Below are 23,332 nucleotides of genomic sequence, written 5' to 3'. Positions count from 1 at the left end.
CTCAGGACGAGTCTGGCTTTTTTTTATCTGGCGGTGCGGCAGGCGCATTTTGTTTTTTCTTCGGCTCAGGGACAAAGATATCGGGATCAAATGACCGTAAGACGAAAAACAGAACGACTCCCATCGTTAGCAAGAGAAGAAACCAGATGACATATAGCACCGCGTACTCTCCTTTTGCGCATCGCACCACCTTTAGTATTGCATCCGACTTTTATGTTATGCGCAAACAGCCCATTCTATATCAGAAGCGGCGTAAGACCAAAGGCGATGACAGCCACCGTAATAAAACGCATAACGGTGCCGATGATGGCTGCGGTTAATGCTTCCTTAGCGGTTAAATCAGAATTGGTGGACCATATGGCCGGAATCTGTCCAAGCACATCAGAGAGCGGCAGTCCGGAGGCTGCTAAGACGAAGGCGCCAACAACCCACCTCGGATCAATTGACGCAGCGATCTCCTGCAGTTGTCCCATAGCCAATGTAGGTGACGCCATAATCGCTGTAATACCGGTTGCCGGATGTACACCGATCACTGCAAGAAATCCTGAGAGCGATTGCTCAAACGGCTTCCACACCCCGACATAATCAAGTAGTCCGATTAAGCTGTAAATAACGGCAATCGATGGAATAACAAGCAAAAACAGCAGTTCCGCTCCTTCACGCGCTCCTTGAAACACGGTGTGAAAAACCGGCTCCCGTGGCGTGAAAGTAGGCAGGTCTTTCATCGCGACCGCACGCGTATTCCGGTACAGCGTCTTGCTCAAAACAAACGGCACGATAACAAGCGGGGCAAAGACGGCAAGAAACACTACCGGGAAGGCATTAATTCCGGCAATGGATAAGGCGATAAGTCCAAGCATAAAACAGGAGAAAGACTGCTGGGATTGTACCATGGTAGCAATGGCAATACACTGCTCATCCCGGGTCGCCCCCGCACGCTTTAGGATGGGGCCGCCGATGCGTCCAGCCGCATTAATATCACCCAAAATATTGTATACCCCGGGAATAATCACAGCCGGATTCACATTGATTCTTTTTGTAATCGGTATAAATAATCGCATCAATGCATCAGTAAAGCCCATCCGCTCCAACGCTCGGCCAATCATAACGCTCAGCACGATGGATACCCCGACATTGCCCATTAAGAATACATCTACAACAATCGGCTTGACTTTGTTCAGCATGCTTGTAAAAGCATTGCCGATGACTTCCGGACTTACCACGAAAAGAATCCCCAGCAACGCCACAACCAGCAGCCCAATGCGGTTTTTCTTCTCTGATACCTGTCCCGTCGTCTCCATCCCTGTTGATAGATCCACAATATCACGTAATTGTTCTGCTGGCTTGGACATATCATTTCCTCCTTTATTTACATACGTTCATACGCCTATACCGGAATTCGCTTCATCAGATGAGACAACGCCATCTCCTGTCCGTACGCCCGGATATCCGGACAGCCTACGGCATGCAGCGGAGATGCCACTACCCTCTCTCGAAAGATGAGGACCTCCACGTCCGGAAGCAGCTTGTCTAGCGCGTAAGCGAGCGGCAGTCCGTTCTCAAAAATCTCTAAGGCGTGCGAATTACCGAAGATCATATTCAACCCAAGTTCTCTGGCCGCATGAATGAGTGGGTGTCCTGGCCGCAAACGACTAATCGAAGCAATAACCGTATCCGTATCAGGAAAAAGAGCCACTGCCTGCTTGAGATGCTCTGCTGTAAAGCCGGTATGAGGGAATATATGCAGCACATTCGACACCGGCGTCTCTTCTTGTCCTAAAACAAGCATAGCGCGTGTCACCTGCCCGCTCTCCTGAAGTAGAGGAGAATTACATAGCTGCCGCTCGTTAGCAAGCAGTTCATCCTCATGCTTATAGTCCATATATCTTGATAAACGAAGCAGAATATCTCCTAATGTCTTCACTTCCGGCAAAGTCGAGCCCACGTAGAGTACATTGCCTTCAAGCCCGCCAAAGTGCGTATCTACATGATGTACCTTGTGTCCATGCAAAGCCGGAATGCCCGGATGCAGACCATGAAAAGCCTCATGCAACTCAAAGGCCGCAATGCCGTATAAATCAAGATAATTGTGCAGCGTCACTCCTCCCGAACTGGCAGCATCGGCAAGTGGATGGTGCGCAATAATCGCATCCACACCCATTCCCTGCGCCAATTCAATATCCTGCTCTGACATCGTCATCGCCACAGCCAGCCGCTTTACCGGCCATTTGGCATCCCCATACACAAGACCCGGTGTCTCCATCACAGATTTCCCTGCAATCCCTGAGGATTTCACCATACGGTATGAATGTTCGCCAAGCACCCTCCCTCCGGTAATGTAATCCAATGCCTTTACTACATCCTGTACTGTTGCCATATCTGTGCCTCCTTTGAAATGTGGACAATAAAAAAACAGCCGCCAGCATTTTGCGCATATGATCAGCATCATACACGTGAAAATTACTGACGGCTGTCCTGCTCTCAATTTTGAGTTCATTCAGCCAGTCTATTGATATTCGATTGCTGCGGATGCAAATATGCCGTCACAGCACGGTCCAGAACAATTACCGTAGCAGTAAGCTCTGTATAGGGGTCATAATCCTTGAGGATGGAGACGATAGAGAAGCCAAATGTGACGGTGAAATGCTTACGCAGATGGTTCTTAAACTCATCAATAAGCATAACATCCATCGTCCGGGTCAGCTCCCGGTTCTTCCCATCAATGGAGCGCATGGCGTGCACACGCTTATGGTGCGTAATAAACAAAATCTTATTATCGACAACATCTACCTGCTGCTTACGTACACCTACATCAAAAAGAAGCTTGTTCACCTGATTATACTCACGGCTTATCGCTTGCTTGAGATCTCCTAACGATTTCTTCCATTGTTCCATAAGCAGCTCATCTCGCCTTGTCTTACTTTTTCTTCATGATACTTAATAATATCTAAATAGTCAATATATTAATTATTATTATTTTCAAAAAAATAGAGCAGACTCTCCTTTGCAATCAGGATGGCTGCTCTTATGAACCTATCATTATTTAACTTGAATGGTAAACGAAATCTTTGTGTTTGGATACGGATTATGATTGCTTCGCACAAGTTCAACCGCAAATGTATGAGCACCCGGTGTCAAGCCGGATACTGTGTACATATTGGCATATACTTGAGCCAGCTTATTATCAACCCATACATGTACGTGACCTTCACCTGGCTTCATCTCCGGCTCTCCGGCGGGTGCGTACATGAAATTTCGCGTAAGAAACGTCAAGTAGACCGTATTGCCTTCAATAGAATGAGAAACCGCAAGAGAAGGAGACTGCGCTATCGCTTCCTGACTGCTCTTTGTCTTATCAGGTAGCTGCGTGTGCTCTTGACAACCAACAAGGAAGCTCGCAGCCATCACCATCACCAGCGTATATCCAACCGTTTTCCTCATCGCTCCTATACCTCCTGTACAGAACTCTCTTTCACAGGATGTACAGGAGCACACCATTCTAAACAAATAAGGGAAAGATTTATTTTTTCACGGAGATCTTTACATCGCCATCAATCAATGTTTGTCCTTTTACAATGACCTTCTCGCCTTCTTTAAGTCCTGTTACAAGAGTGCGGTCACTGTTTTGTTCTACAATCGTGATCGGCTTGCGAACCGGTTTCGCCCCTTGTGCTACGTATACATACGGCTTATTCTCTTCCGTCAACACAGCGCTTGTCGGGATGACAATGCCCCGCTTAGCTGTTGGAGAAGCAATGTTAACTTGAATTGCCATGCCGCCTTTAATCGTATTCTCAGGATTCGGCACCTCTACTGTAACCGGATAACCCTTCGACTGCTGGTTGACTGGGCTTATGCTCACAACATTCCCGTTCGTATTCAGAGCAATGGATGGGATACTGATTCCCACTTTCTGATTCATCGCAAACAGACCCATGAGATTCTCCGGTGCATTAATGACGACTTTAACCGGATCAAGATTGGTCAGTACAATAAACGGACTTTGCGGTGAGGCCATATCGCCCACTTCGCCGTTAACAGCACCGATCACACCGGAGATTGGTGCTGTTACGACTGCATTGTTAACATTCTCCCGTGCAATACGCAGATTTAATTCAGCCTGAGCAAGCTGCTGGCGGGCTACTTCAATTCCTTCGCCACCTCCTGCGTTGCTTACCTGTTTCTTAGCCGTCGATAGAGAGGCTTGTGCATTTTGCTTCGATACTTCTGCACTGCGTTTCGACGCTTGAGCGTTCTTGAGCGCTACGCCCGCATTTTTCTTAGCAATCTCTGCTTCCTGCAGAGCAATCTGGGCATTGCTTAACTGCGTCTGTGCCTGTTCAAGCTGCTGCTTTGTAATCGCGCCTTGTGTGAACAAAAGCTGCATCCGTTCCGCATTCGTTTTAGCGTCATTATATCCCTGCTGAGCACGCGCAATTTGCGCCTGTGCCTGCTCCATACCATTAGCTGCATTCGTGATGCTGTTTTGTGCTTGCTCATATGCGCTTGACGCTTGTGCTAGAGCAGAATTGGCTTGATTTACGCCCGATTGTGCAGAATCCACTCCATTTTTCGTCTGCGCTTGTACTTGGGAAAGCGAAGCACGAGAAAGCGCGACGCTTTGCTGAGCCTGATCCACGGCATTTCTTAAATCTTGCGCATCAAGGCGAAACAATACATCGCCTGCACTCACTCTTTGTCCGACTTTCACTGGCAATGCGGTTACTTTGGCGCTAACCTTCGGTACGACGTTCACCATTTGAGAAGGCTGAGTTGTACCGGTTAACGTGCGCCCCTTATCCAATGTACCTGTAAGAGCGGGTGCCACTTCAACCGGCACCTCCTTAACCTGGACAGGTGCGGAAGCTTCTTTGCTTCCGCCCGCCCCGCAACCTGTTACAGCTACACTTGTTGCTAAAAGGCCCGCAATCGTCATTCCTATTACTATCTTACGCATTGATTGCCTCTCCTCCTGTTTTATTCTCTCTGCGCTGTTTCTTCTTCTCACGGCGTTCCATCCGGCGCCGTCTCCGCTTTTGAATCATATCGTCAAACAACGTATAAACCACCGGAACGAGAACAAGTGTAATCAATGTGGAGAACGTAAGACCAAATGCCACCACAATCGCAAGCGGAGCCTGCGCCTCCGAACCTTCCCCACCGCCGAAAGCCAGCGGTAAGATTGCAAGTACGGTAGTAAGTGTGGTCATAAGAATCGGTCGCAGACGCACCGGCCCAGCCACTTTGATCGCCTCGTCTCTCTCCATGCCTTTTGCCCGCAATGTATTAACATAGTCGATTAATACAATCGCATTGTTTACAACAATCCCAACGAGCAGGATACAACCCATCAGCGCCGGCACACTCAGTGGATACCCGGTAACCAAGAGTCCAAGTACTACCCCGATGAGTGTAGGCGGGATGGAGAACATAATAACAAACGGATAGAAGAGCGACTCGAACTGGCTCGCCATAACCATATACACAAGTGCTACAGCAAGCAGAATAGCAAGCCCCAGACTGGCAAATGATTCAGCCATTTCTTTCGCCTGGCCGCCTTCTTCAATGAAGTAGCCTTCCGGCAGTTTTAAATCTGCCAATTTGTCTTTAATTTCTTGGTTGACTACGTTTAGAGGACGACCGCTAATATCACCGGTAATTGATACTTCACGCGTCTGATTCGTTCGGTTGATCTGCTGCGGAACGGTTTCTTTTCCGATTTTCGCCACCTGTCCCACTGAAATCTGAGCACCGCTTGGCGTTGACAACATTAATCCTTCAATATTATGCATCTCGGATTTAAAGTTCTCTGGGAACTTCACACGCACATCAATCTCATCATCCCCGGTACGATAGCGTGTCGCCACCTGCCCATCGAATGCCGTACGTACTGCAGACAATACCTGATTGGTTGTCACACCGTACTGTGCTGCGAGGTTGCTGTCTACTTTCAATTGGAACTGCTCTGTCCCTTTTTCAAGTGAAGTCACAACATTGCGGGCGCCATCTACTTCCTGCACCATGTTTTTGATTGTCTCACTAATATCAGACAATACATTAATATCATCCCCACGCACAGCAATATCAATTGGTGAACCAGCTGGCGCACCGCTTGTATCTGTGATGTTTACAGTAATATCAGCACCAGCAATATTTTTCATCTTGCTGCGTAATTCCTCTACTACCTGCTCAGTTGAACGTGTGCGATTATCTTTTGGTACAAGCTTCAGTTGAACTGTCGCCAAATGGGTTGTCTCAACCTGAATAACTGCAGGACCTCCAGAGCGTCCAATCGTCGTATAGACAGTTTCCTTTTCTGGAACCTTGTTTACGAATGACTCTACCTTTTGTACGATTTGCTCGGTTTCCTCTAATTTAGAGCCTGTAGGAAGCTCTATGCTTACCGATACATCCCCTTGATCAAACGTGCTGATAAACTCTTTGCCGACCAGTGGAGATACGAATAAAACTATCGACACCACCATAGCGACAATCGTTGACAAAATTACTGTTTTTCGATGAGAAAGCGCCCAGTGAATCAAACGTCCATACCCTTCGCTAATCCGATGGAAGCCTTTCTGGAAGAGAACCATCGGCGTCTTCTTCTTTGATTCCAGATAATATTCAACTTCACGCGGCGGCTCTTTTAATAGCTTCGAAGACATCATTGGCACCAATGTAATTGAAGCAACCAGCGCAGCGATATGCGAGAACACAACCGTAAGCGCCAATGGGCCGAATAATTGTGCCGCTAAGCCTTCAACAAATACGATTGGTAAGAATACGCAGATCTGCGCGAGCGCCGAGGCCATAACCGCCGTACCTACTTCTTTTGTTCCGACGATGGAGGCAACTGTAATATTCTCACCATCCTGCCGCTTTCGATAGATGCTCTCAAGTACAACGACCGCAAAGTCCACCAAGGAACCAAGGCCGAGTGTTAACCCCGCCAGTGAAATGAGGTTGATCGTCTGACCGCCAAAGTACATCAATGCAAATGTGGCAACAACGGAAATAGGAATAACAATGGCCACCACAAGCATAGAACGAAAACTATGCAGGAATAGATACAGGATAATGACCGCGAACATACCACCGACCAGGGCATGCTCTGCTACTGTAAAAATAGAGTCCTTTACGAATACAGATGTGTCCATAATCGTAGAAATCTTTACACCCTGCGGAAGCTGTGATTCAATTGCTGCAAGCTCCTCTTTTACGGCATCGGCCACTTCAACCGTATTGGCCCCTGATGCTTTTGTCACATCAAGTCCCAGGCTTGGCTGATCGTTGACTGTCGTTTTTTGTGTAACCTTCTTATAGCCATCCGTTACCGTAAGCAAGTCAGCCAATTGTACGGACCCACCCTGTGGAAGCGTAATCGGCGTCGCCCCAATATCTTGTGGGCTGTCAAACTCTCCTGTGACTTTAATGCTAATATTACGTTGACCTTCCGTCACGCTACCAGCCGTACCGGCCAGATTGCGGGCGTTGAGGCTTTGAGTAATCTGATCAACCGTTAATCCGTATGTATTCATCGCATCCGGATTAATCGTCAGCTGAATTTCACGCGTTTTTCCCCCGGCAATCGACAGCGAAGCAACGCCGTCTACTCGCTCGATCCGCGGCTGGATAAGATCTTCTGCAACTTTATTCAGCTCAACGATATCCATTGGCCCAGATACGGCAAGGGATAGGATCGGCATGCTGTTCGGGTCAATCTTAATCACCCGTGGAGAACCTGCACTATCCGGCAAAGATCCTCTCATCAGGTCAACTTTTTCCCTCATATCAAGTGCAGCCTGGTCCATATCGGTACCCCAATTGAACTCGGCGATTACTTGTGAAGCACCGTTGATGGATATGGAACGAATCGATTTGATATTGCTAACCGTTCCAATCGCACTCTCTACGGGCTTGGATATGAGGTTCTCCACCTCTTCCGGCGCTGCCCCATCATAACTGGTTGCAACGACTGCTACCGGTATGTTGAGCTCTGGATACAAGTCCACTTTCAACTTCGGCAGCGATATAATGCCGAACAGGACCACTGCTATGATTAGCATCGCAATGGTTACCGGCTTTTTCACCGACCATTCAGCTATTTTCACCCTGCTATCTCCCCTTCTTCTTCCATATAGTTGTCTTTATCTAGCCATTAAGTTTCTACGACTAAAGACAAATAAAAGTTGCACCATTTACTACTAACTAGCTAAATTTTCCGTGAAACCATGTTCATTTTAAACGATTTTAGGGAAAAAGCAAGCAATAATTTTAGGAGATTACGCATCCAACAAAAAAACCTCAAAAGATTACTTTTTGAGGTTTCTCGCATATCCGTGCAGGGCTTTAATCTTACCAAAGACACTTTCAACGTTCTGCATAAAGCTCTGCACATCCCGCATAGACTCGGCAATTTGGTGTGCCATTGCTTTACGCTGAACAGGCTTAGGCTGCTTGCTCTTCTCCCATTCCTTTACAATCAGATCATAGTTGCGCTGCCTAGCTAAATTCCGTACCTTCGGATGCTGTTCTTTTGCCCAAGTAGCAAATTCATCATTTTCTCTCACAAATCGTCTGAATTCCTTTCTGTTCATCACTTCACCTTCTTTGCTCCCTTGCTTCTGTTATATCGTACGCAGCAAGCGGGCAGAGAGGAAGAGGGACAAACGCCCATTCACACACTCATACAGAAAGGCTTCGCTCGACAGTTTCCTGATGTCTCTCAAGTGCGGTAATATCCCGCTCGATCTCTTCAATGTCTTGTTCAAGCAGTTCTTTTAAGCGTTTTTTTTCCTTTAATAGTTTACGCATCTGCTCTAGCCTTTCTTTCATGTCAAACACACCCAAATACATGGCGATCCCTCCATCTCTTCATTCACACCTTTATATCTATATGCTTGTGAATAACAGATAGAAGCGGCGATATAAAAAGATTCTTACATCGCGTGTCCGCCATTGACTGGTGTATAGGCTCCTGTAATAAAAATCCGCGGGCTTTCTTATCGAAAACCCGCGCGTTATCTTGATTTGCCTATCTATAATTAGCGTACCCAATTGTGAACAATTGGATAGTGAAACGGCTCTTCCTGCAATGCCCGAATAATCCCTTTGATCGGATAATAAATCGCGACAAGCGAAAAAATCGGCAGCAGAATAAATCCAATCAGTACAATCATCAAAAATGCGGATATTGTCAGCAGAGCTGCCATAGCAATATGGAACAATAAAGCTTCCATCGCCTTCTCTTTTACATACGGATGATCCGCCAAAAAATAAAACAACAACGGTACAAGTATCGGAGCAAAAAACGTACTTGCATGAATCACTACACAGGTTGGTTTTGGATTCATGGTCTATTCCCTCCCCTTTTCCTTTTCATACGAATAAAAACGAATGATGTTTCAATTTTATCCCATTTGGCTTAAAATATAAGTACCTTTAAATAAAATCCTCAGGAGGAATTGATCATGATTACATGCGACGCTTGCGGAAAAACCCAACAGGGACAACAAGTAGGCAGCCATTGGATTTGTGGGGATTGCAAAGTAGAAGACGCAACCGAAGCAAAAGAAACACAGGCTGAAAGCAAATCGGACAAGGGAAATGTACACTAACCATCGTCTCATTCTAGCAGACAAACAAAAAAGACACAGCATCGGGCTATCAGGATGCTGTGTCTTTTCCTATCACTATTCAAATAAACGGAGTTTGCGAATGCGTGCGGCAGCTTCTTCAAGCTTAGGCTCATCAACCAACAAGCCGACACGGATATAACCTTCTCCCTGCGCTCCAAAACCAATACCCGGTGCCACCGCCACATGGGCCTCATCTAGCAGCATGTCAGCAAATGCTGAAGATGAATAGCCAGGCGGAACCTTCAGCCAGGCAAAGAAGGAGCCTGGTGTCGGAGCCGCATGCCAACCAATGCCAGCCAGTGCTCCATACAGCGTATTACGGCGTGATTCATACATTGCACACAAATCATACACACACTGCTGTGACGACGTGAGCGCCTCGACAGCAGCCATCTGAATCGCACCAAACAGACTGACAAAGTAATGGTCTTGATACAAATTAATCAGACGTATTACATCCGCGTTGCCAAGCGCAAAACCAACGCGCCAGCCAGCCATATTATACGTTTTGGATAAGGTATAGATCTCAATCCCAACATCTTTTGTATCTGGATGTAAGAGGAAGCTCGGCGGCACAATACCGTCAAACCCAATCGCACCGTACGCATAATCATGAACAAGTAAGATTTCATAATCGCGGCAGAATTTTACCGCTTCTTCAATAAACGCAGGCGTCGCTACAGCCCCGGTCGGATTGTTTGGGTAATTAAGGAACATCATTTTGGCACGACGCGCTACATCCGGTGCAATCCTAGAGAAATCCGGCAGAAAACTATGATCTTCGCGCAGCGGCATCATTTCCATAATTCCGCCGGCCATCGCTACACCCGACCAGTAATCCGGATAACCAGGGTCCGGGACTAAGCAGACATCGCCTGGATTTAAAAAGATCGGGCTAAGCTCTACCAACCCTGTCTTCCCGCCAAACAGAATAGCGACCTCCGTCTTGGGATCAATCGCAACGCCGCGCTCCTGCTTATACCAATAGGCAATGGCTTCTTTCAACTCACTCCGGCCCTGAAACGGTGAATACTTATGATGCAGTGGATTTTCCGCCTCACGCTTAAGCGCAGCCACGATATGTTCGGGTGTTGGTCTGTCAGGATTCCCCTGACCCAGATTAATAATATCATGCCCTGCTTCTAGCTTTTTTTGCACCTTACTTGCCAATCCAGAAAAGAATTGGATCGGCAGACGACTCATCGCATCTGATGGTTGAAATCTCAGTCCCTTCACTGCTCCGCTCCCCTCTGCTTAGCTCGTTCTCTTTCTCTATCCAGTGGATTAGTCTTTGCGCATAGAACGCGCAATTCGGTTCCCAAGCGTTTGCAGCAGCTGTACAAGAACGATTAGAATAATAACGGTAATAATCATCACCAATGTTTCCCAGCGTTGGAAACCATAGCGATAGGCCAAGTTCCCAAGCCCACCAGCCCCGATAATGCCGGCCATCGCCGTAGCATCAATCAGACCAATCACCGCAATCGTTAAGGAAAGTACCACTGCCGGACGCGCTTCTTTTAGCATTACATTAAAGATAATCTGGCGCCGTGTCGCACCCATCGCTTGAAATGCTTCGATTAGTCCAGGATTGACTTCAAGCAGAGCCGACTCCATCAGGCGGGCTATATATGGTGCTACGTACACAACAAGCGGAACGATGGCACCTTCTACACCAATGAACGTTCCGATAATGAACTTGGTCAGCGGAATTAATGCAAACAACAAAATGATAAACGGCACCGAACGAATAATGTTAATGACCGTGCTTATCACTTGATAAAATACCGGCTGTTCAAAAATATGACCCGGACGTGTAATAACAAGCAGCACACCGAGCGGAATCCCGATTAATGTACCTAAAAAGATCGACCAGCCAACCATGTACAATGTTTCCTGCAGCGCTGGCAAATACAAATCCCAGTGCGGGTCCATTCCGTTAAACATGGTGAATCACCTCCGCGCGAATCCCTCTCTCTTCCACATATTGCAGCGCTTCGTCCAGCACTGCCGCTTCTCCGCTCAATGAAATGACCAGATAGCCAAATGTGGTATCCTTGATTTGTGTAATGTTTCCGACAAGGATATTCGGCTTCAGATGGAACTTCTCGGTCAATTCCGCAAGAACCGGATGCCCTGTACTTTCACCGATAAACGTCAGGCGTATGATCCGACTCCCTGGCGCATGCTGCATGCGTTCAAGCAAGCCTTCTGGAAGCTGATCATCAAAAATATTGCGGATAAAGTTTCTTGTTGTTAATGTTTTAGGGGCGGAGAATATCTCAAGCACCGAGCCCATCTCAACAATATTTCCTTCCTCCATTACTGCCACACGATCGCAAATTTTCTTCACCACGTGCATCTCATGTGTAATCAACATAATGGTGAGGTTATATTTCTTATTAATATCGAGCAGAAGATCAAGGATCGATTCAGTGGTCTGTGGGTCAAGCGCCGATGTCGCTTCATCACACAAAAGAATTTCTGGATCATTGGCTAATGCGCGCGCGATTGCCACGCGTTGTTTTTGACCGCCGGACAGTTGAGACGGATAAGCCTGCGCCCGGTTTGCAAGACCTACAATGCTTAGCAGCTCTGTTACTTTCTTTTCGATTACTTGTTTAGGCGTTTTGTTCAGCCGCAGCGGTGCAGCTACATTATCAAATACCGTTGCAGAAGACAGCAGATTAAAGTGCTGAAAAATCATTCCGATCTTACGGCGGGACTTACGCAGTTCACCTTGCGATAGCTTGGTTATATCTGTTCCATTTATAATCACCTCGCCCGATGTCGGGCGCTCTAACAGGTTGATGCAACGAATCAGTGAGCTTTTTCCGGCACCACTAAAGCCGATTACGCCGAAAATCTCACCTTTTTCAATGTCAAAATTGGCATTTTTAATCGCGTGTACGGCTCCTTCTCCGCTGCCGTACACCTTCTCCAACTTACGGACTGAAATCAACGTGTTCCCTCCTTCTACATGCTTGTACTCATTAACGATACGAAAAAGAAAAAGCCTCTTTTGCACAGACAAAAGAGGGCCTCCGATTCTCTCTTATCTATTAGAATGATTATCTTACGCATCTTTATTCTAGACCTTACTGAAAGCAGCGAAGCATAGGCACTGTATCAGGGCATATGCATGTCTAGACACAATAAATAATTTAATCCATTTGTATAAGTAAAGTCAAATAAAAAATGCCCGGCAATTCGCCGGGTCAACCATGATAACTCGTTCTTTTTTTATAAAGCAATCCTTAGCTGCTCATGACGGCTTTGTTAATTAATGAAACAATAATTTCCCGCTTGGGCTCTCCCATCCCATTGGTGAGCTCCGTATGCACAATGTCCCCTACATTGTACCATTTATGCTTAAAAGCAATACTGCGCGAACGCTGCAACGTGGATAATAACTGCTCCACATTACGCGGTTCCATAATATACTCATCCCCATCTTCATCCAAAAAACGCACCCGCATATGCATCTCCCCCTACTCCTACATTACAGCAGTCTGCACCTTTTTACCTCAGTAAAATAGGCACAAATTATCCTGCTAGATGTATTCCCAAAAACAGGGGAGCTGAAACACAGGACAACAATAAAAAAACCGGACAGCATGGCTGTCCGGTAGATACCTATACAAGAGCTTATTCGCTATCAGGCATCAAAGAAACCGGTCGTTGTGGTAAGAAGGTAGAGATGGCATGCTTATATACCAATTGCTGCTTTCCTTCCGTATCAATCACAACAGTGAAGTTGTCAAATGCCTTCACCAATCCGCGAAGCTGGAAGCCGTTCACAAGATAGATGGTGACAGGAACATTTTCTTTGCGCAGATGGTTTAAGAACGTATCCTGAATGTTAATGGTATTTGCCATAGTAATACCTCCTATATTTATCTTTATAAGTTTTTTATTATATTCGTCGCTTATCTGAACTTTCCTGCCACCGTTCGATAAATTGCTTCATAGGAAGCAGCAAGTGCTGCATCATCTGACGGCGTCATATCGAACCAGACAATATCTTTCATAGCACGGAACCAGGTAAGCTGACGTTTGGCAAAATTACGGGTACGCTTCTTTACAAGATCAATTGCTTCCTCACGCGTCATCTTCCCCTTAAGATATGCAATGATCTCTTTATAGCCAAGCGCCTGCATCGAACGAAGCGTATCGTCATATCCTTGTGCAAGCAAGCCTTCCACTTCTTCAATCAGTCCTTCTGAAATCATCAGATCAACCCTATGATTAATCCGTTCGTACAAAAGCGTGCGGTCCATTGTCAATCCAAGCAAAAGCAGATTGTACGGTGACTCTTCGCTCCTTGTCTGATAATGCGACATTGGCGTTCCGGTCACATGATAAATCTCAAGCGCACGAATCATGCGTTTCACATCATTTGGATGCAGGCGTTCAGCCGTTTTGGGATCAATCGAAGCCAATCTGGCATGAAGGGCATCCCGACCGTATTGCTCGGTAAAGGCAGTAAGCTCATCACGATATACCGGGTCTTCACCCGCAGTTGAAAATTGATAATCATACAGTACCGACTGCACATACAAACCTGTGCCGCCAACTATCATCGGCAGGGTGTCTCGCCCATTCATCTCCGCAATTAATCCCCTACACCGGCGCTGAAATTCAGCAACCGTGACATCCTCATCCGGGCGACAAATATCAATCAGATGATGCGCAATGACAGCACGCTCCTCCTCCGTCGCCTTCGCCGTACCAATATCCATGCCACGGTAGAACTGCATCGAATCGCCCGAAATAATCTCGCCGCCAAACCGCCGGGCAAGCTCAAGACTAAGAGCGGTCTTCCCTACCGAGGTCGGGCCTACGAGCGCAAGCACACGCTGTCTTCTCTCATTCATTCCGCATCGCCCCCGACCTCAATCATTCCATATGTAAATGAGCGTTCCATCCGCTTATGTCTTGTAAAGCCTAGTCGTTCAAAATCGGAACTCTCCCGATGATTCTTCATTACGACACGGCGACGCGCCACGCGTCTTGCTTCTTCAATCGCACGCATTGAAAGCTCTTCGTAATTGGCAAATGGACGAAGCGGCGCAATGCTTTGCGAAGTCGCAATGGCCTGAAAAAACATAGGATCAAAATAAATAATATCAAAACTATTATTTTCACATTGCTGCAAAAAAGTCAAATGATGCATAGGCACTACCTCAATACGCCGCATGGCTTCTGCCGCTTCAGTCAGAGGACTTTCATACCGCAGAAGTCCTTCGCCGACGATTGTTGAGAGAAGAAGCTCCGATTCAATGCCTACCACACGTCCCTCTTGTCCTGTGACAAATGACGCCACTATGGAGTCAGATGCTAAACCAAGTGTACAATCTAAAAACATATCGCCTCGCTTAAGTCCGCACGCCTGAACCATGACATCATTATCGCCAGCAAGCAATCTTTTTATACGAAGCATTGCCATGCCCGGATGGAAGAAGAAGGGGGATGTCTCACCTTTGGTATACGCTTTGAGTCCACTATCCGCGACCACAAGCACCTGATCTTCCATCTCATGCAGCCTGGCAATGGATAATTTTTTTCGTTCGATGAAGCGTACGCCGAGCTTAGCGGCAAGTGCCTGAGCCTGCACATTCATCTCATGCGGCGCTTCATGTCTTGTCGTTACTATCATCGTTCTTTCTCACTCGTCCCTATCTTTGTCTTCTAGCGAAACATTCTTCATCATACCTTATTTTCCCCACAAAGAAAACCGGCTTACTTGCCGGTCGGAGGTGCCTGCAGTACCGCTTTGCTTCCACGATACCCGCGACTATTAAGAAAAAAGAAACGAGCCGGAAAGGAAGACGAGCGGATAATCCAGCGGGCAACACGCTTGACCATCGGTTGGCGCTGGACTTTTCCATCCGATAGGTAGAGGCCAAGCAGCCCGTCTATGATCATGCTATGAAACTTCCGATCAGGCAGCGGCTGGATGTAGTGCTTTGCCTGTTGCACAATATAATGAATGCGCTCGTAGATGGCTTGTTCACCCTTATAATATGCGATGAAATTCAAGTCTCCACCAAGCTCATCCTCTTCTAAATCGATCAAATAATCAAGGAGAATATGCAGCGCGCATACCCACGGGAAGTACGCCTGCTTCATCATGCTGACCCGCTCCTCAGATACGTCTGGGTGCGAAGCCAGTTGAAAGAGATGGAACAGACATAGCGTTGAGCCTGTCGCTGCGGCAAACTCATTCCATGAAAGCTCGGGCGCTTTTTCTTTGTGTTCTTCCCACCATGCCAGAAGACGCGCTTCCCGTTCCCCCTTGCCCACATGCTTATGTACTTGTAAATCACAATACAATGAGGCTAATTCGTACGCATCCGCTTGTACGAGCGAATAGCCGGGCAAACGCCCCATCTCTGTATGACAGGCAGCAACAAGTGCCTTTAGATAGCCGCCATCGTCTTTTTCTGTATTGAATTCATAATAATCAACCGGAGAAAATGTGCCGGATACCGCATCATGCATCGCCTGATGGAGACGATCAAAATTTCGTGCACCAAGCGAAGTCGAACGATCACATAAGTTGTCGAGATAATCGCTAATTGTCTGGTAGGCAACAATGAGTCGAATCAGCTCATCCTTATGCGCCATATGAGCTGCAGCATAAACCGACCCACCTTCACAGTGAAAAAGCTTATTGCTTATGCTATCAAGCGCCTGCTTGCGAAGTTCTGGATCCGGAATCTGTTCCGCTCTTGCCCGCCAGCGGGCTACCTCCGCTCTTACGGAAGGAAAAATATGTCGGTACAAACGATACATTAACTGTAACGGTCCTCTCGGATACAAAGCACTCACCACCTGCTATCGAAATTATCTTTTTTTCTTATTGTAACCTTATTAGGGCTATTTTCTACATTTTTGCCTGATTTTCTTCTATATAAAAGAGTAGAACAGAGCAGCAACATATATAAGAAAGGACCATGTCGCTTTCTGCTTCATAGTCCTTTCCCTTTTTCTAGGTTGATGACGCGGCATCTCCTGGATGCAGATTATTCTGTAGCTGCTCTTGCATCCGGGCAAGCTGCTCCTGTGTTGCGCGCGGCATCTCATAATATCCCTGCTCCTGCATCCTATCTACAATGTGCTGCTGGTTCGTTAATGCCGTCTCTAAGCAGCGCTGATACAACTCCCGCAAATTCCCATGACTTGTCTCTACTAACGTATTCGATATGCTTCTGCAGCGCCCTTTTTCAAGTTCAAGACATAACTGCATCATCTCACGGTCCGTAAGTCCGCGTCCCTCTATATTGTTTGGCATAAAGCCCCTCCTTCTCTTTTGCTATGCTCATATGACCTTATTGAATGTGCTCTGCACGGTTAAAATATTGGGAGATCTCAGCCACACGCAATTGATGCTGCTCCGCCATCTGTTCAAGCAAGCTGCGCGTCGATGCTTCCTGACATTGGGAAGCGCACCAATTCAGCGTTTTTCCCGTAATCTGTTCTGCGCGCAGTTCATCTTCGATCATCATCATTTCCCTGATTGTCAGCTCGTTCATTTCCTTCCACCCCTTTCCGTCTTTTCCAGATACTCTTTTGTAGTATTTTCCGTTTGGCCTGTGCTATGCACTCTTTTTCTTAGCATAAAAAAAGCGTACCATTATGGATACATAGGTACGCTTGCAGACGCTAGATTCTAGCGGTCTTGATTATAATTATGGGCTCTATCGATAAACGGATGGTGGCTATCACGAGTCGTATCTCGTACAACAAGTACATACTCACCGTTGCCTAATCGATTTTCCAATTCGTCAATGTCTTCATCCGACACACCTAGGTGCTCCATCTGGTTTCCTGTCTTCTCTTCCTCAGAGCGGAACCAGTTCTTCATCGAATCCAGAAGTCCCACTTCCAGCCATTCCACATTATGTGTACGGTTTACCTCATTAAGCTTCCGCTGCTTGTCCGCGTCTGTTGCTAAAATATAAATATCTTCCTGCTTATAACCATATGCTCTTAATTCCTGAATATCTTGTGTTAATTTTGTTTCATCGCTATATACGCGCGCGGTTGTTTGTGGATTTCGCATACGCTCACACTCCTCATGGATTCGTTATCATGCTGCTCCCCTCTCCTTACCTCTAAATTACAGAGCAAAAACCTCTTTCCCCTGCACGTAATCAATAGCAAATGCCTATACGGCTCTCATAAAATTCTGAAGAGAAGAGTTGTGCATATGTAAATGCTGCCGTATCGCCTACCGTGATTTTCTCTCCGTCTCTAGGCAGCATCTCTCTCTCTACACGATAACTACCATGCGCTATGCCGTCCGGCAAATAGGTAGGACAGACAATCGTCCATGCAAGTCCCGAATTCCGTAGGTATTCATAAGCTCGTCGGTGCTCATGGGCAGCTTGTTTAGATTTCCGTTTTGATTCTTTTGATTCGTATCTGAACTTCCCCGGCTCGAAGCGGCTATCCAAAATTCCCGCTGTCCCTACTGCTACAATGCGTGCAATGCGATGTCTTCTCATCGCTTCTATAATATGTGGAATTCCTTTAGACAGCGTTTGAGCACCATCTGTTCCTAGTGCACTAAGCACAGCATCCGCCCCGCTCATCCCCTCCAATACGGCTCTATAATTCAATACATCTCCTTGCACAATTTGCAAACGGGCATGCGGCTCCATGCTCTTTATCTGTCTAACAAATGCTGTAACCTCATGTCCCTCCTCAAGCGCCAAACGCACTAGTTCACAACCTACCCGGCCGCTTGCACCCGCAATAAACAATCGCATCTCGATCCCTCCCTTCTATACTAAGAGCAGCCAGAACCTCAAGGTCCTGGCTGCTGTCATCTTATTTAACGAACATCGTCTGAAAAAATGGATCTGCGTTCATTTTCTCCCGTAATCCTGGGCAATTGCTACCCGCATATTCAATCGTCCAGCCAGCAACCTTCGTACCGCAGACCACCGCTTCCTCAAGCGGCAGATTGCGTACCAGTCCGGCTACGGTTCCGGAGAAAAACGCGTCTCCAGCGCCTGTCGAATCAATAAGCTGAACCGGCATGACCGGCTGATAACCGGCCTGGCCGCTTCGGCTGTCATAATAAACCGACCCCTTCTCACCAAGCGTTACTACCATTGAGATCAATCCGATGCGCTGTACATGCGCCTGCAAAGCGGCCAATTGCTCAGTCGTATCCATATGGGTAAAATCAATCCCCATACATGTATCCGCTTCGAAGTTGTTGCAGACAAAGCATTCAAGACCCTCAAGTAAATCCGGATGCTGCATAATTACTTCCAGATTGCCGGGAATACCGTATACAGGCCGATTACATGCCTTAGCCAGTGCAAGCGTACGTCGTGCAATCCGCTCATTTAGATCCAGCTCAAGCACAACATGGGTAGCCCGGGCGATAATCTCTTCACCCTTCTCCTCCATAACCGTCTCAAGTGCATGTAAGACAGGCATCTGAGAGATGGAGCCTGCAAGGTTCCCGTTCTCATCTAATACAGCAAGCCACATTCCCATTCCCTGTGCGGGGCATGGCTGCACATAATCGGCCTGAATGGACAGTGCACGCAAGCGTTCCATTACCTCATGTCCAAGTCCCGAATCATCTACCGAGGATACGAACGCGGTTGGGATATCAAGATTAGCCAAATTTTCCGCCACGTTGCGGCCGACACCGCCGTGTACGAACTGAACACTTCCAATATTGCGTGTATCCGGCTGATAGTTTTGTTTTGCAAATCCTTTACAATCAACAAAAATAGTTCCAATTACTGATACAAGAGCTGACATCGTCATAATCCCCTCTACTTCATATAACTTCCAACATGAAAAGGGCCGTCTTTGAGACGGCTCATATCGTCCATCTTCTTCAACGACCCTACTATATTAATATTTTGTTAAAATTTCAAGAAATAATTATAAAGGGAATATGTCAAGACACAACAGAAGCACAAATACCGCACTTACTAGCACCACAGCCGTCTCCTTCCGGCTATCCTTTTTCGTGCGGATCAAAGGCAGCTTTACAACCGGAGGAAAAGGGTGCAAGTACCTCACTCCTGAGATTGTTAGCGTATCTGCTAGAAGATGCGATAAGTAGCCTGCTACAGCACCTAGAAATAAACCTTCCATACGTAGCGACGCTTCAGCATACAACCAGATATATGCCCATGCTGCCAGCGCCCAAACCGTATGCGTGTATGTACGGTGTGAGAAATGAGGAACAATAGCGATAAAAAGCCCCAGACCCAGCAGCCAGACATGATGTGAATGCAGCACCTCATACGGGATTCTCCCAAGCGTTACCGCACGTTCGCCAAACTGCAAATATACTGCACTGCCCATCAACAGTATACCAAGCAGTGTAACCATCCACTTGCGTGAAGCATTATCCCGCAGTACAAATCCTACACCAAGAAACAATAGACCGATAAAAGCAGTCAAAAATTGTCCATTGCGCGTATCTGGAAAATAACTCAACAAAATTAATATGACGCCAATATAGCCAGAGAACAGACGTACAAAACGCAGCGGACGATCCGTAAGCTTCCGCGTCAACAGCCCATTTGCATCCAAATCGGGAACAAGTGCCGACATCGTTGCTACAAGCACGATACCGGCACCGCTGATCATATCCGCTCCCGTTAACTTAGCTACAGCCACACCAGCTAGCGCTCCAAGCGCCAGATGGCTTCTGCCCATCATAACATCATCACATTCTTCACCATATCCCTACTTCCTTAATGCTTCAGTTACTCGTACAAGCTGCTGTGCCATCTCTTTAAGCTTCGTATTGCTCTCTTCATGCACCAGCTCGCAGCGATCATTATAGCATACTACATCCGTCACATACTGCTCTGGAAGTACAATGGAGTAGAGCGCACGCAGTACCGTTCTTAGCCCATTCAGTGCATTAATTCCACCTTTGCCGCCCCCTCCGACCGCTGCAATCATAGACGGTTTACCACGGAAGTGATCGCCTCCAAGAAAATCCAGCGCATTCTTAAGTGAGCCGCTCATGCCACTGTGATATTCCGGTGTACAGATAAAGAAAGCATCCGCTTGTTCCGCATAGCTTCGCAAGCGTTGTACTTCAGGATGACCCCCTTCCTCTCCTCCCTTATACAACGGGAGTTCATGCGTACCAACATCAAAAAACAGCACCTCTGCTTTTTGTTCTTCAATATATGCTTGAATCGCTTGCGCCAATCCTCTCGTATTCGATTGTTCTCGTGCGCTTCCGGCAACTACCATCACTTTCATATCTGTCACCCTCATTTCTGTATATTTTTGATTATTTGTAATTATTATAAATAATCAAAAATATATCGTCAACCTCCTTCAGCACATTGATTCAGGGTGATTCGATATGCAAAAAATGTGGTAGTATTCAATCAGCCATTCTAAACAACGATAAAGAAGGGAACGACACAACATGGCACAGATAGAGAAAAAACAGAGGCAAGAGGAGCTTAATCAAGCGACACTTCTACGCATTCTGCAGGATGTATATACAGAAAGCGAGCACACACCGTCACTAGAAGCCACCGATATTATTCGTCAACTGACTGTACACCTCGAACCTTTTTTTAACTCAAAGACACACAACACTTCCATACAATCTAGTCAGTAGATGCTGAACGCACCTATCTATACACATAAAAAAAGGGATATTCGCTACTGGAACATCCCTTTCTGCTTGATATGCTACCCTATTTTTTAATGAATACGGCCGGTTAGCGACTGCTCTGCCATACGCACAAGACGCTTGGTCATTTCGCCGCCTACGGAACCGTTTTGGCGCGCCGTCGTATCTGGGCCAAGCTGTACGCCAAACTCTGCTGCAATCTCGTATTTCATCTGTTCTAATGCTGAAGCTGCAATGGGAGCAACTAGGTCATTCGTGCTGCGTGTACGGGTGCTCTGGTGTGTCATATGCTGCATACTTGTATCCTCCTATATGGGTAATCTTGGTGTTCTGTACCCTTAAAATCCCACAAGGTTTAAAAGATATACATGAAGAAATGTGGTAATTAATCCCTTATACATAACAATTCTTTCAGCACAGTGTGGCACACAAGCAAACACACAAAATATTCGAACCCTCCTGTCCAGCCAGCAAAGGAATGTTCAATAAGCGTAAAGTATGAAAAAGAAAGACTGAATAGAATAAGTAAGTAGAAGCTCACATAGGAAATATCAAATAAAAACCGCATACCGATCACCCCGCTGCTTTTTCATAAAGTCTTTTCGACATGCAGCACTAGCCTTCCTGCCTGTCCTGCATCTCATTGACCTTTTCTTTTAACCACTCATTTTCTGCTTTTAACTTGCTGTTTTCTGCTTGAAACTCCGCCATTTTGACAAGTAAATCATAATTCTGTTTCTCTAGACGCGTAACCCTTGTCTGCAAACGCAGCACTTCCTCCTGCAGTTCATTCATCAGGTTGATTTTCTCGTCAAGCCGAGTCCTCTGTCGTCCCATAAAGAAATCAAGCACTTTTCCGATTACTCCCCCTAGCACAACAAAAAATGTAGCCCAAAAAGGATCGATATTCATGTCATCACCCCGCTCTGCTACATTTTATTCACACATTATGCTTTTGGCTTGTACATTTTGTTATACTTTCGCACATCCTAGCACGAACCAGAGAATGGAATTTCATAATCGGGAGATGACTATAAGAAACCATCACCAAAGACAGGAGTGCATCATGAAGAAACATCTACTTTCACTCAGCATGCTGCTTGCTTTCACATTCCCTACGCTTCCCGCGTGTTCACGCAGCGACAGCAACACGCAAGCAGAACGCAGCCATACTACCGTTCAATCTCCATCCACCAAGCCAGCAGCACAGACTGAGATTACACGGAGAGGCGGGGGCAGAGGCGGTGTTGGTATTACACCGCGCCGACCCGCTACTGATATAAATCAGCCGCGAAATCGGACACCTGCTCCCCAACCCTCTCCTGCCCGGGGAATTGGGCGCGGTCTATTTGCATTCGGCCTAGGGGCGCTTTTTGTAAGCATCCTACATCCGTTTAGCTTTGTCCATGGGTTCGGCTTCTCACTGCTTGCATGGCTGTTTTGGGCGGGGGTGTTATTTGCCTTGTACAAATTATTTCGTACTTTCCGTTCAAAAACAGGGGTATAACCTACCTTCTCCAACTGTGCTAAAATACAAACAAGCCCCTCTCTTTCGGGCTCATCGAGAGAGAGGCTTACGATTTTACTCGTCTTGGGGGAGCTATGAACATTAAGAAAATAGTTTTTATCCTGATTTATTATTTTGGCTTGGGCTATATATTCGGCCGCACATTAAAACTACTTATACCTGGCGCTTCTCAGTCTACCTTTACAATCGCCTTTATTCTCTTCGTACTGGTGGCAGGATTCGTTGAAATCAGATATATTACACCCAAGCTGTTTAAAAAATGATACGGTGACAAACACAGGACTTTAACCGTTTTGTAACTTTTTATTTTACAGCCTGTAGTACACTACATATGTCTAGTAAGTAAACTTTTCTACAATACCTCGTTCCTTTGCCCTTTCTCTAGATGGCCATCTAGAAAGGGTATTTTTTTGCAAGTCGACGGCCTTCCCTATGCAATCCCAACTGAATTATGCTTATGCGCATAGATTATATGTAAAATTGCATAATTCTTGTCTGTTATACAATCGGAGAACA

At 46.5% G+C, this 23,332-nt stretch carries 29 protein-coding genes; 2 read left to right on the top strand and 27 right to left on the bottom strand.

What is annotated here, in order from left to right; genetic code table 11:
• Position 1 precedes the first annotated feature (1 nt).
• The 10 genes from AB3351_RS08925 to AB3351_RS08880 all read right to left on the bottom strand — a co-directional run bounded on the left by AB3351_RS08925 (position 2) and on the right by AB3351_RS08880 (position 9,353).
• Positions 2-160, bottom strand: coding sequence for a hypothetical protein (locus AB3351_RS08925; RefSeq protein WP_371146774.1), 159 nt, complete (start codon positions 158-160; stop codon positions 2-4).
• 76 nt (positions 161-236) lie between these two features.
• Positions 237-1,352 carry a hypothetical protein gene (locus AB3351_RS08920; protein WP_371146773.1) on the bottom strand — a complete coding sequence of 372 codons (1,116 nt, stop codon included), beginning with the start codon at positions 1,350-1,352 and terminating at the stop codon, positions 237-239.
• A gap of 35 nt (positions 1,353-1,387) precedes the next feature.
• On the bottom strand, positions 1,388-2,377 hold the full coding sequence (locus tag AB3351_RS08915; RefSeq protein WP_371146772.1) for a Nif3-like dinuclear metal center hexameric protein: 990 nt from the start codon (positions 2,375-2,377) through the stop codon (positions 1,388-1,390).
• A gap of 116 nt (positions 2,378-2,493) precedes the next feature.
• Entirely contained in the window at positions 2,494-2,895 is a 402-nt protein-coding gene (locus AB3351_RS08910; protein WP_371146771.1) for a Na-translocating system protein MpsC family protein, read from the bottom strand.
• A 144-nt stretch (positions 2,896-3,039) separates the two neighbouring features.
• Complete coding sequence (locus tag AB3351_RS08905) at positions 3,040-3,441, bottom strand: hypothetical protein (protein ID WP_371146770.1); 402 nt, start codon at positions 3,439-3,441, stop codon at positions 3,040-3,042.
• 79 nt (positions 3,442-3,520) lie between these two features.
• Positions 3,521-4,957, bottom strand: a complete 1,437-nt coding sequence (locus AB3351_RS08900) for an efflux RND transporter periplasmic adaptor subunit (RefSeq protein WP_371146769.1) — start codon at positions 4,955-4,957, stop codon at positions 3,521-3,523.
• The gene (locus tag AB3351_RS08895) at positions 4,950-8,111 is read right to left on the bottom strand and encodes an efflux RND transporter permease subunit (RefSeq protein WP_371146768.1); all 3,162 of its coding nucleotides are present in this window, start codon (positions 8,109-8,111) and stop codon (positions 4,950-4,952) included. Before AB3351_RS08895 ends, AB3351_RS08900 begins: the two co-directional genes overlap by 8 nt.
• Before the next feature lie 201 nt (positions 8,112-8,312).
• Positions 8,313-8,597 (bottom strand): hypothetical protein, encoded by a 285-nt coding sequence (locus AB3351_RS08890; protein WP_371146767.1) that lies wholly within the window; start codon positions 8,595-8,597, stop codon positions 8,313-8,315.
• An 88-nt stretch (positions 8,598-8,685) separates the two neighbouring features.
• A complete protein-coding gene (locus AB3351_RS08885) occupies positions 8,686-8,856 on the bottom strand; it encodes a hypothetical protein (protein WP_371146766.1) in 171 nt (56 codons plus the stop codon).
• Between the two features lie 188 nt (positions 8,857-9,044).
• Entirely contained in the window at positions 9,045-9,353 is a 309-nt protein-coding gene (locus AB3351_RS08880) for a DUF4870 domain-containing protein (RefSeq protein WP_371146765.1), read from the bottom strand.
• Positions 9,354-9,470: 117 nt separating this feature from the next.
• Between AB3351_RS08880 and AB3351_RS08875 the strand changes: the two genes are divergently transcribed.
• Positions 9,471-9,617 (top strand): hypothetical protein, encoded by a 147-nt coding sequence (locus AB3351_RS08875; RefSeq protein WP_371146764.1) that lies wholly within the window; start codon positions 9,471-9,473, stop codon positions 9,615-9,617.
• A gap of 75 nt (positions 9,618-9,692) precedes the next feature.
• On the opposite strand, the gene AB3351_RS08870 is transcribed toward AB3351_RS08875, so the two are convergent.
• The 17 genes from AB3351_RS08870 to AB3351_RS08790 form a co-directional block, all read right to left on the bottom strand.
• On the bottom strand, positions 9,693-10,865 hold the full coding sequence (locus AB3351_RS08870) for a pyridoxal phosphate-dependent aminotransferase (protein WP_371146852.1): 1,173 nt from the start codon (positions 10,863-10,865) through the stop codon (positions 9,693-9,695).
• 57 nt (positions 10,866-10,922) lie between these two features.
• Complete coding sequence (locus AB3351_RS08865; protein WP_371146763.1) at positions 10,923-11,585, bottom strand: methionine ABC transporter permease; 663 nt, start codon at positions 11,583-11,585, stop codon at positions 10,923-10,925.
• Positions 11,578-12,600: a methionine ABC transporter ATP-binding protein gene (locus tag AB3351_RS08860; protein ID WP_371146762.1), complete on the bottom strand. Its 1,023-nt coding sequence runs from the start codon at positions 12,598-12,600 to the stop codon at positions 11,578-11,580. Before AB3351_RS08860 ends, AB3351_RS08865 begins: the two co-directional genes overlap by 8 nt.
• Positions 12,601-12,895: 295 nt before the next feature.
• Complete coding sequence (locus tag AB3351_RS08855; RefSeq protein ID WP_371146761.1) at positions 12,896-13,117, bottom strand: hypothetical protein; 222 nt, start codon at positions 13,115-13,117, stop codon at positions 12,896-12,898.
• A 169-nt stretch (positions 13,118-13,286) separates the two neighbouring features.
• On the bottom strand, positions 13,287-13,517 hold the full coding sequence (gene hfq / locus AB3351_RS08850) for an RNA chaperone Hfq (protein WP_021619402.1): 231 nt from the start codon (positions 13,515-13,517) through the stop codon (positions 13,287-13,289).
• Between the two features lie 50 nt (positions 13,518-13,567).
• A complete protein-coding gene (miaA, locus tag AB3351_RS08845) occupies positions 13,568-14,515 on the bottom strand; it encodes a tRNA (adenosine(37)-N6)-dimethylallyltransferase MiaA (RefSeq protein ID WP_371146760.1) in 948 nt (315 codons plus the stop codon).
• A complete protein-coding gene (locus AB3351_RS08840) occupies positions 14,512-15,297 on the bottom strand; it encodes a class I SAM-dependent methyltransferase (RefSeq protein WP_371146759.1) in 786 nt (261 codons plus the stop codon). Before AB3351_RS08840 ends, miaA begins: the two co-directional genes overlap by 4 nt.
• 83 nt (positions 15,298-15,380) lie before the next feature.
• Complete coding sequence (locus AB3351_RS08835) at positions 15,381-16,436, bottom strand: tetraprenyl-beta-curcumene synthase family protein (protein WP_371146851.1); 1,056 nt, start codon at positions 16,434-16,436, stop codon at positions 15,381-15,383.
• Between the two features lie 196 nt (positions 16,437-16,632).
• A complete protein-coding gene (locus AB3351_RS08830; RefSeq protein WP_371146758.1) occupies positions 16,633-16,935 on the bottom strand; it encodes a spore coat protein in 303 nt (100 codons plus the stop codon).
• A 37-nt stretch (positions 16,936-16,972) separates the two neighbouring features.
• Positions 16,973-17,176 carry a hypothetical protein gene (locus tag AB3351_RS08825; protein WP_371146757.1) on the bottom strand — a complete coding sequence of 68 codons (204 nt, stop codon included), beginning with the start codon at positions 17,174-17,176 and terminating at the stop codon, positions 16,973-16,975.
• A 137-nt stretch (positions 17,177-17,313) separates the two neighbouring features.
• Positions 17,314-17,706, bottom strand: coding sequence for a general stress protein (locus tag AB3351_RS08820; RefSeq protein ID WP_371146756.1), 393 nt, complete (start codon positions 17,704-17,706; stop codon positions 17,314-17,316).
• Between the two features lie 91 nt (positions 17,707-17,797).
• On the bottom strand, positions 17,798-18,415 hold the full coding sequence (locus AB3351_RS08815; protein WP_371146755.1) for an NAD(P)-dependent oxidoreductase: 618 nt from the start codon (positions 18,413-18,415) through the stop codon (positions 17,798-17,800).
• Positions 18,416-18,476: 61 nt separating this feature from the next.
• Entirely contained in the window at positions 18,477-19,430 is a 954-nt protein-coding gene (locus tag AB3351_RS08810) for a carbohydrate kinase family protein (protein ID WP_371146754.1), read from the bottom strand.
• Between the two features lie 126 nt (positions 19,431-19,556).
• Positions 19,557-20,345 carry a metal-dependent hydrolase gene (locus AB3351_RS08805; protein WP_371146753.1) on the bottom strand — a complete coding sequence of 263 codons (789 nt, stop codon included), beginning with the start codon at positions 20,343-20,345 and terminating at the stop codon, positions 19,557-19,559.
• A gap of 27 nt (positions 20,346-20,372) precedes the next feature.
• Positions 20,373-20,903 carry an NADPH-dependent FMN reductase gene (locus AB3351_RS08800; RefSeq protein ID WP_371146752.1) on the bottom strand — a complete coding sequence of 177 codons (531 nt, stop codon included), beginning with the start codon at positions 20,901-20,903 and terminating at the stop codon, positions 20,373-20,375.
• 456 nt (positions 20,904-21,359) lie between these two features.
• Complete coding sequence (locus AB3351_RS08795; protein WP_371146850.1) at positions 21,360-21,575, bottom strand: small, acid-soluble spore protein, alpha/beta type; 216 nt, start codon at positions 21,573-21,575, stop codon at positions 21,360-21,362.
• Positions 21,576-21,903: 328 nt separating this feature from the next.
• The gene (locus AB3351_RS08790; protein WP_371146751.1) at positions 21,904-22,200 is read right to left on the bottom strand and encodes a hypothetical protein; all 297 of its coding nucleotides are present in this window, start codon (positions 22,198-22,200) and stop codon (positions 21,904-21,906) included.
• Between the two features lie 154 nt (positions 22,201-22,354).
• Here AB3351_RS08790 and AB3351_RS08785 point away from each other — a divergent pair, with 154 nt between their 5' ends.
• Positions 22,355-22,795 (top strand): hypothetical protein, encoded by a 441-nt coding sequence (locus AB3351_RS08785; protein WP_371146750.1) that lies wholly within the window; start codon positions 22,355-22,357, stop codon positions 22,793-22,795.
• Positions 22,796-23,332: the final 537 nt, after the last annotated feature.

The organism is Aneurinibacillus sp. REN35, assembly GCF_041379945.2.
Lineage (GTDB): Bacteria > Bacillota > Bacilli > Aneurinibacillales > Aneurinibacillaceae > Aneurinibacillus.
This window is presented reverse-complemented; position numbering and strand designations above follow the sequence as displayed.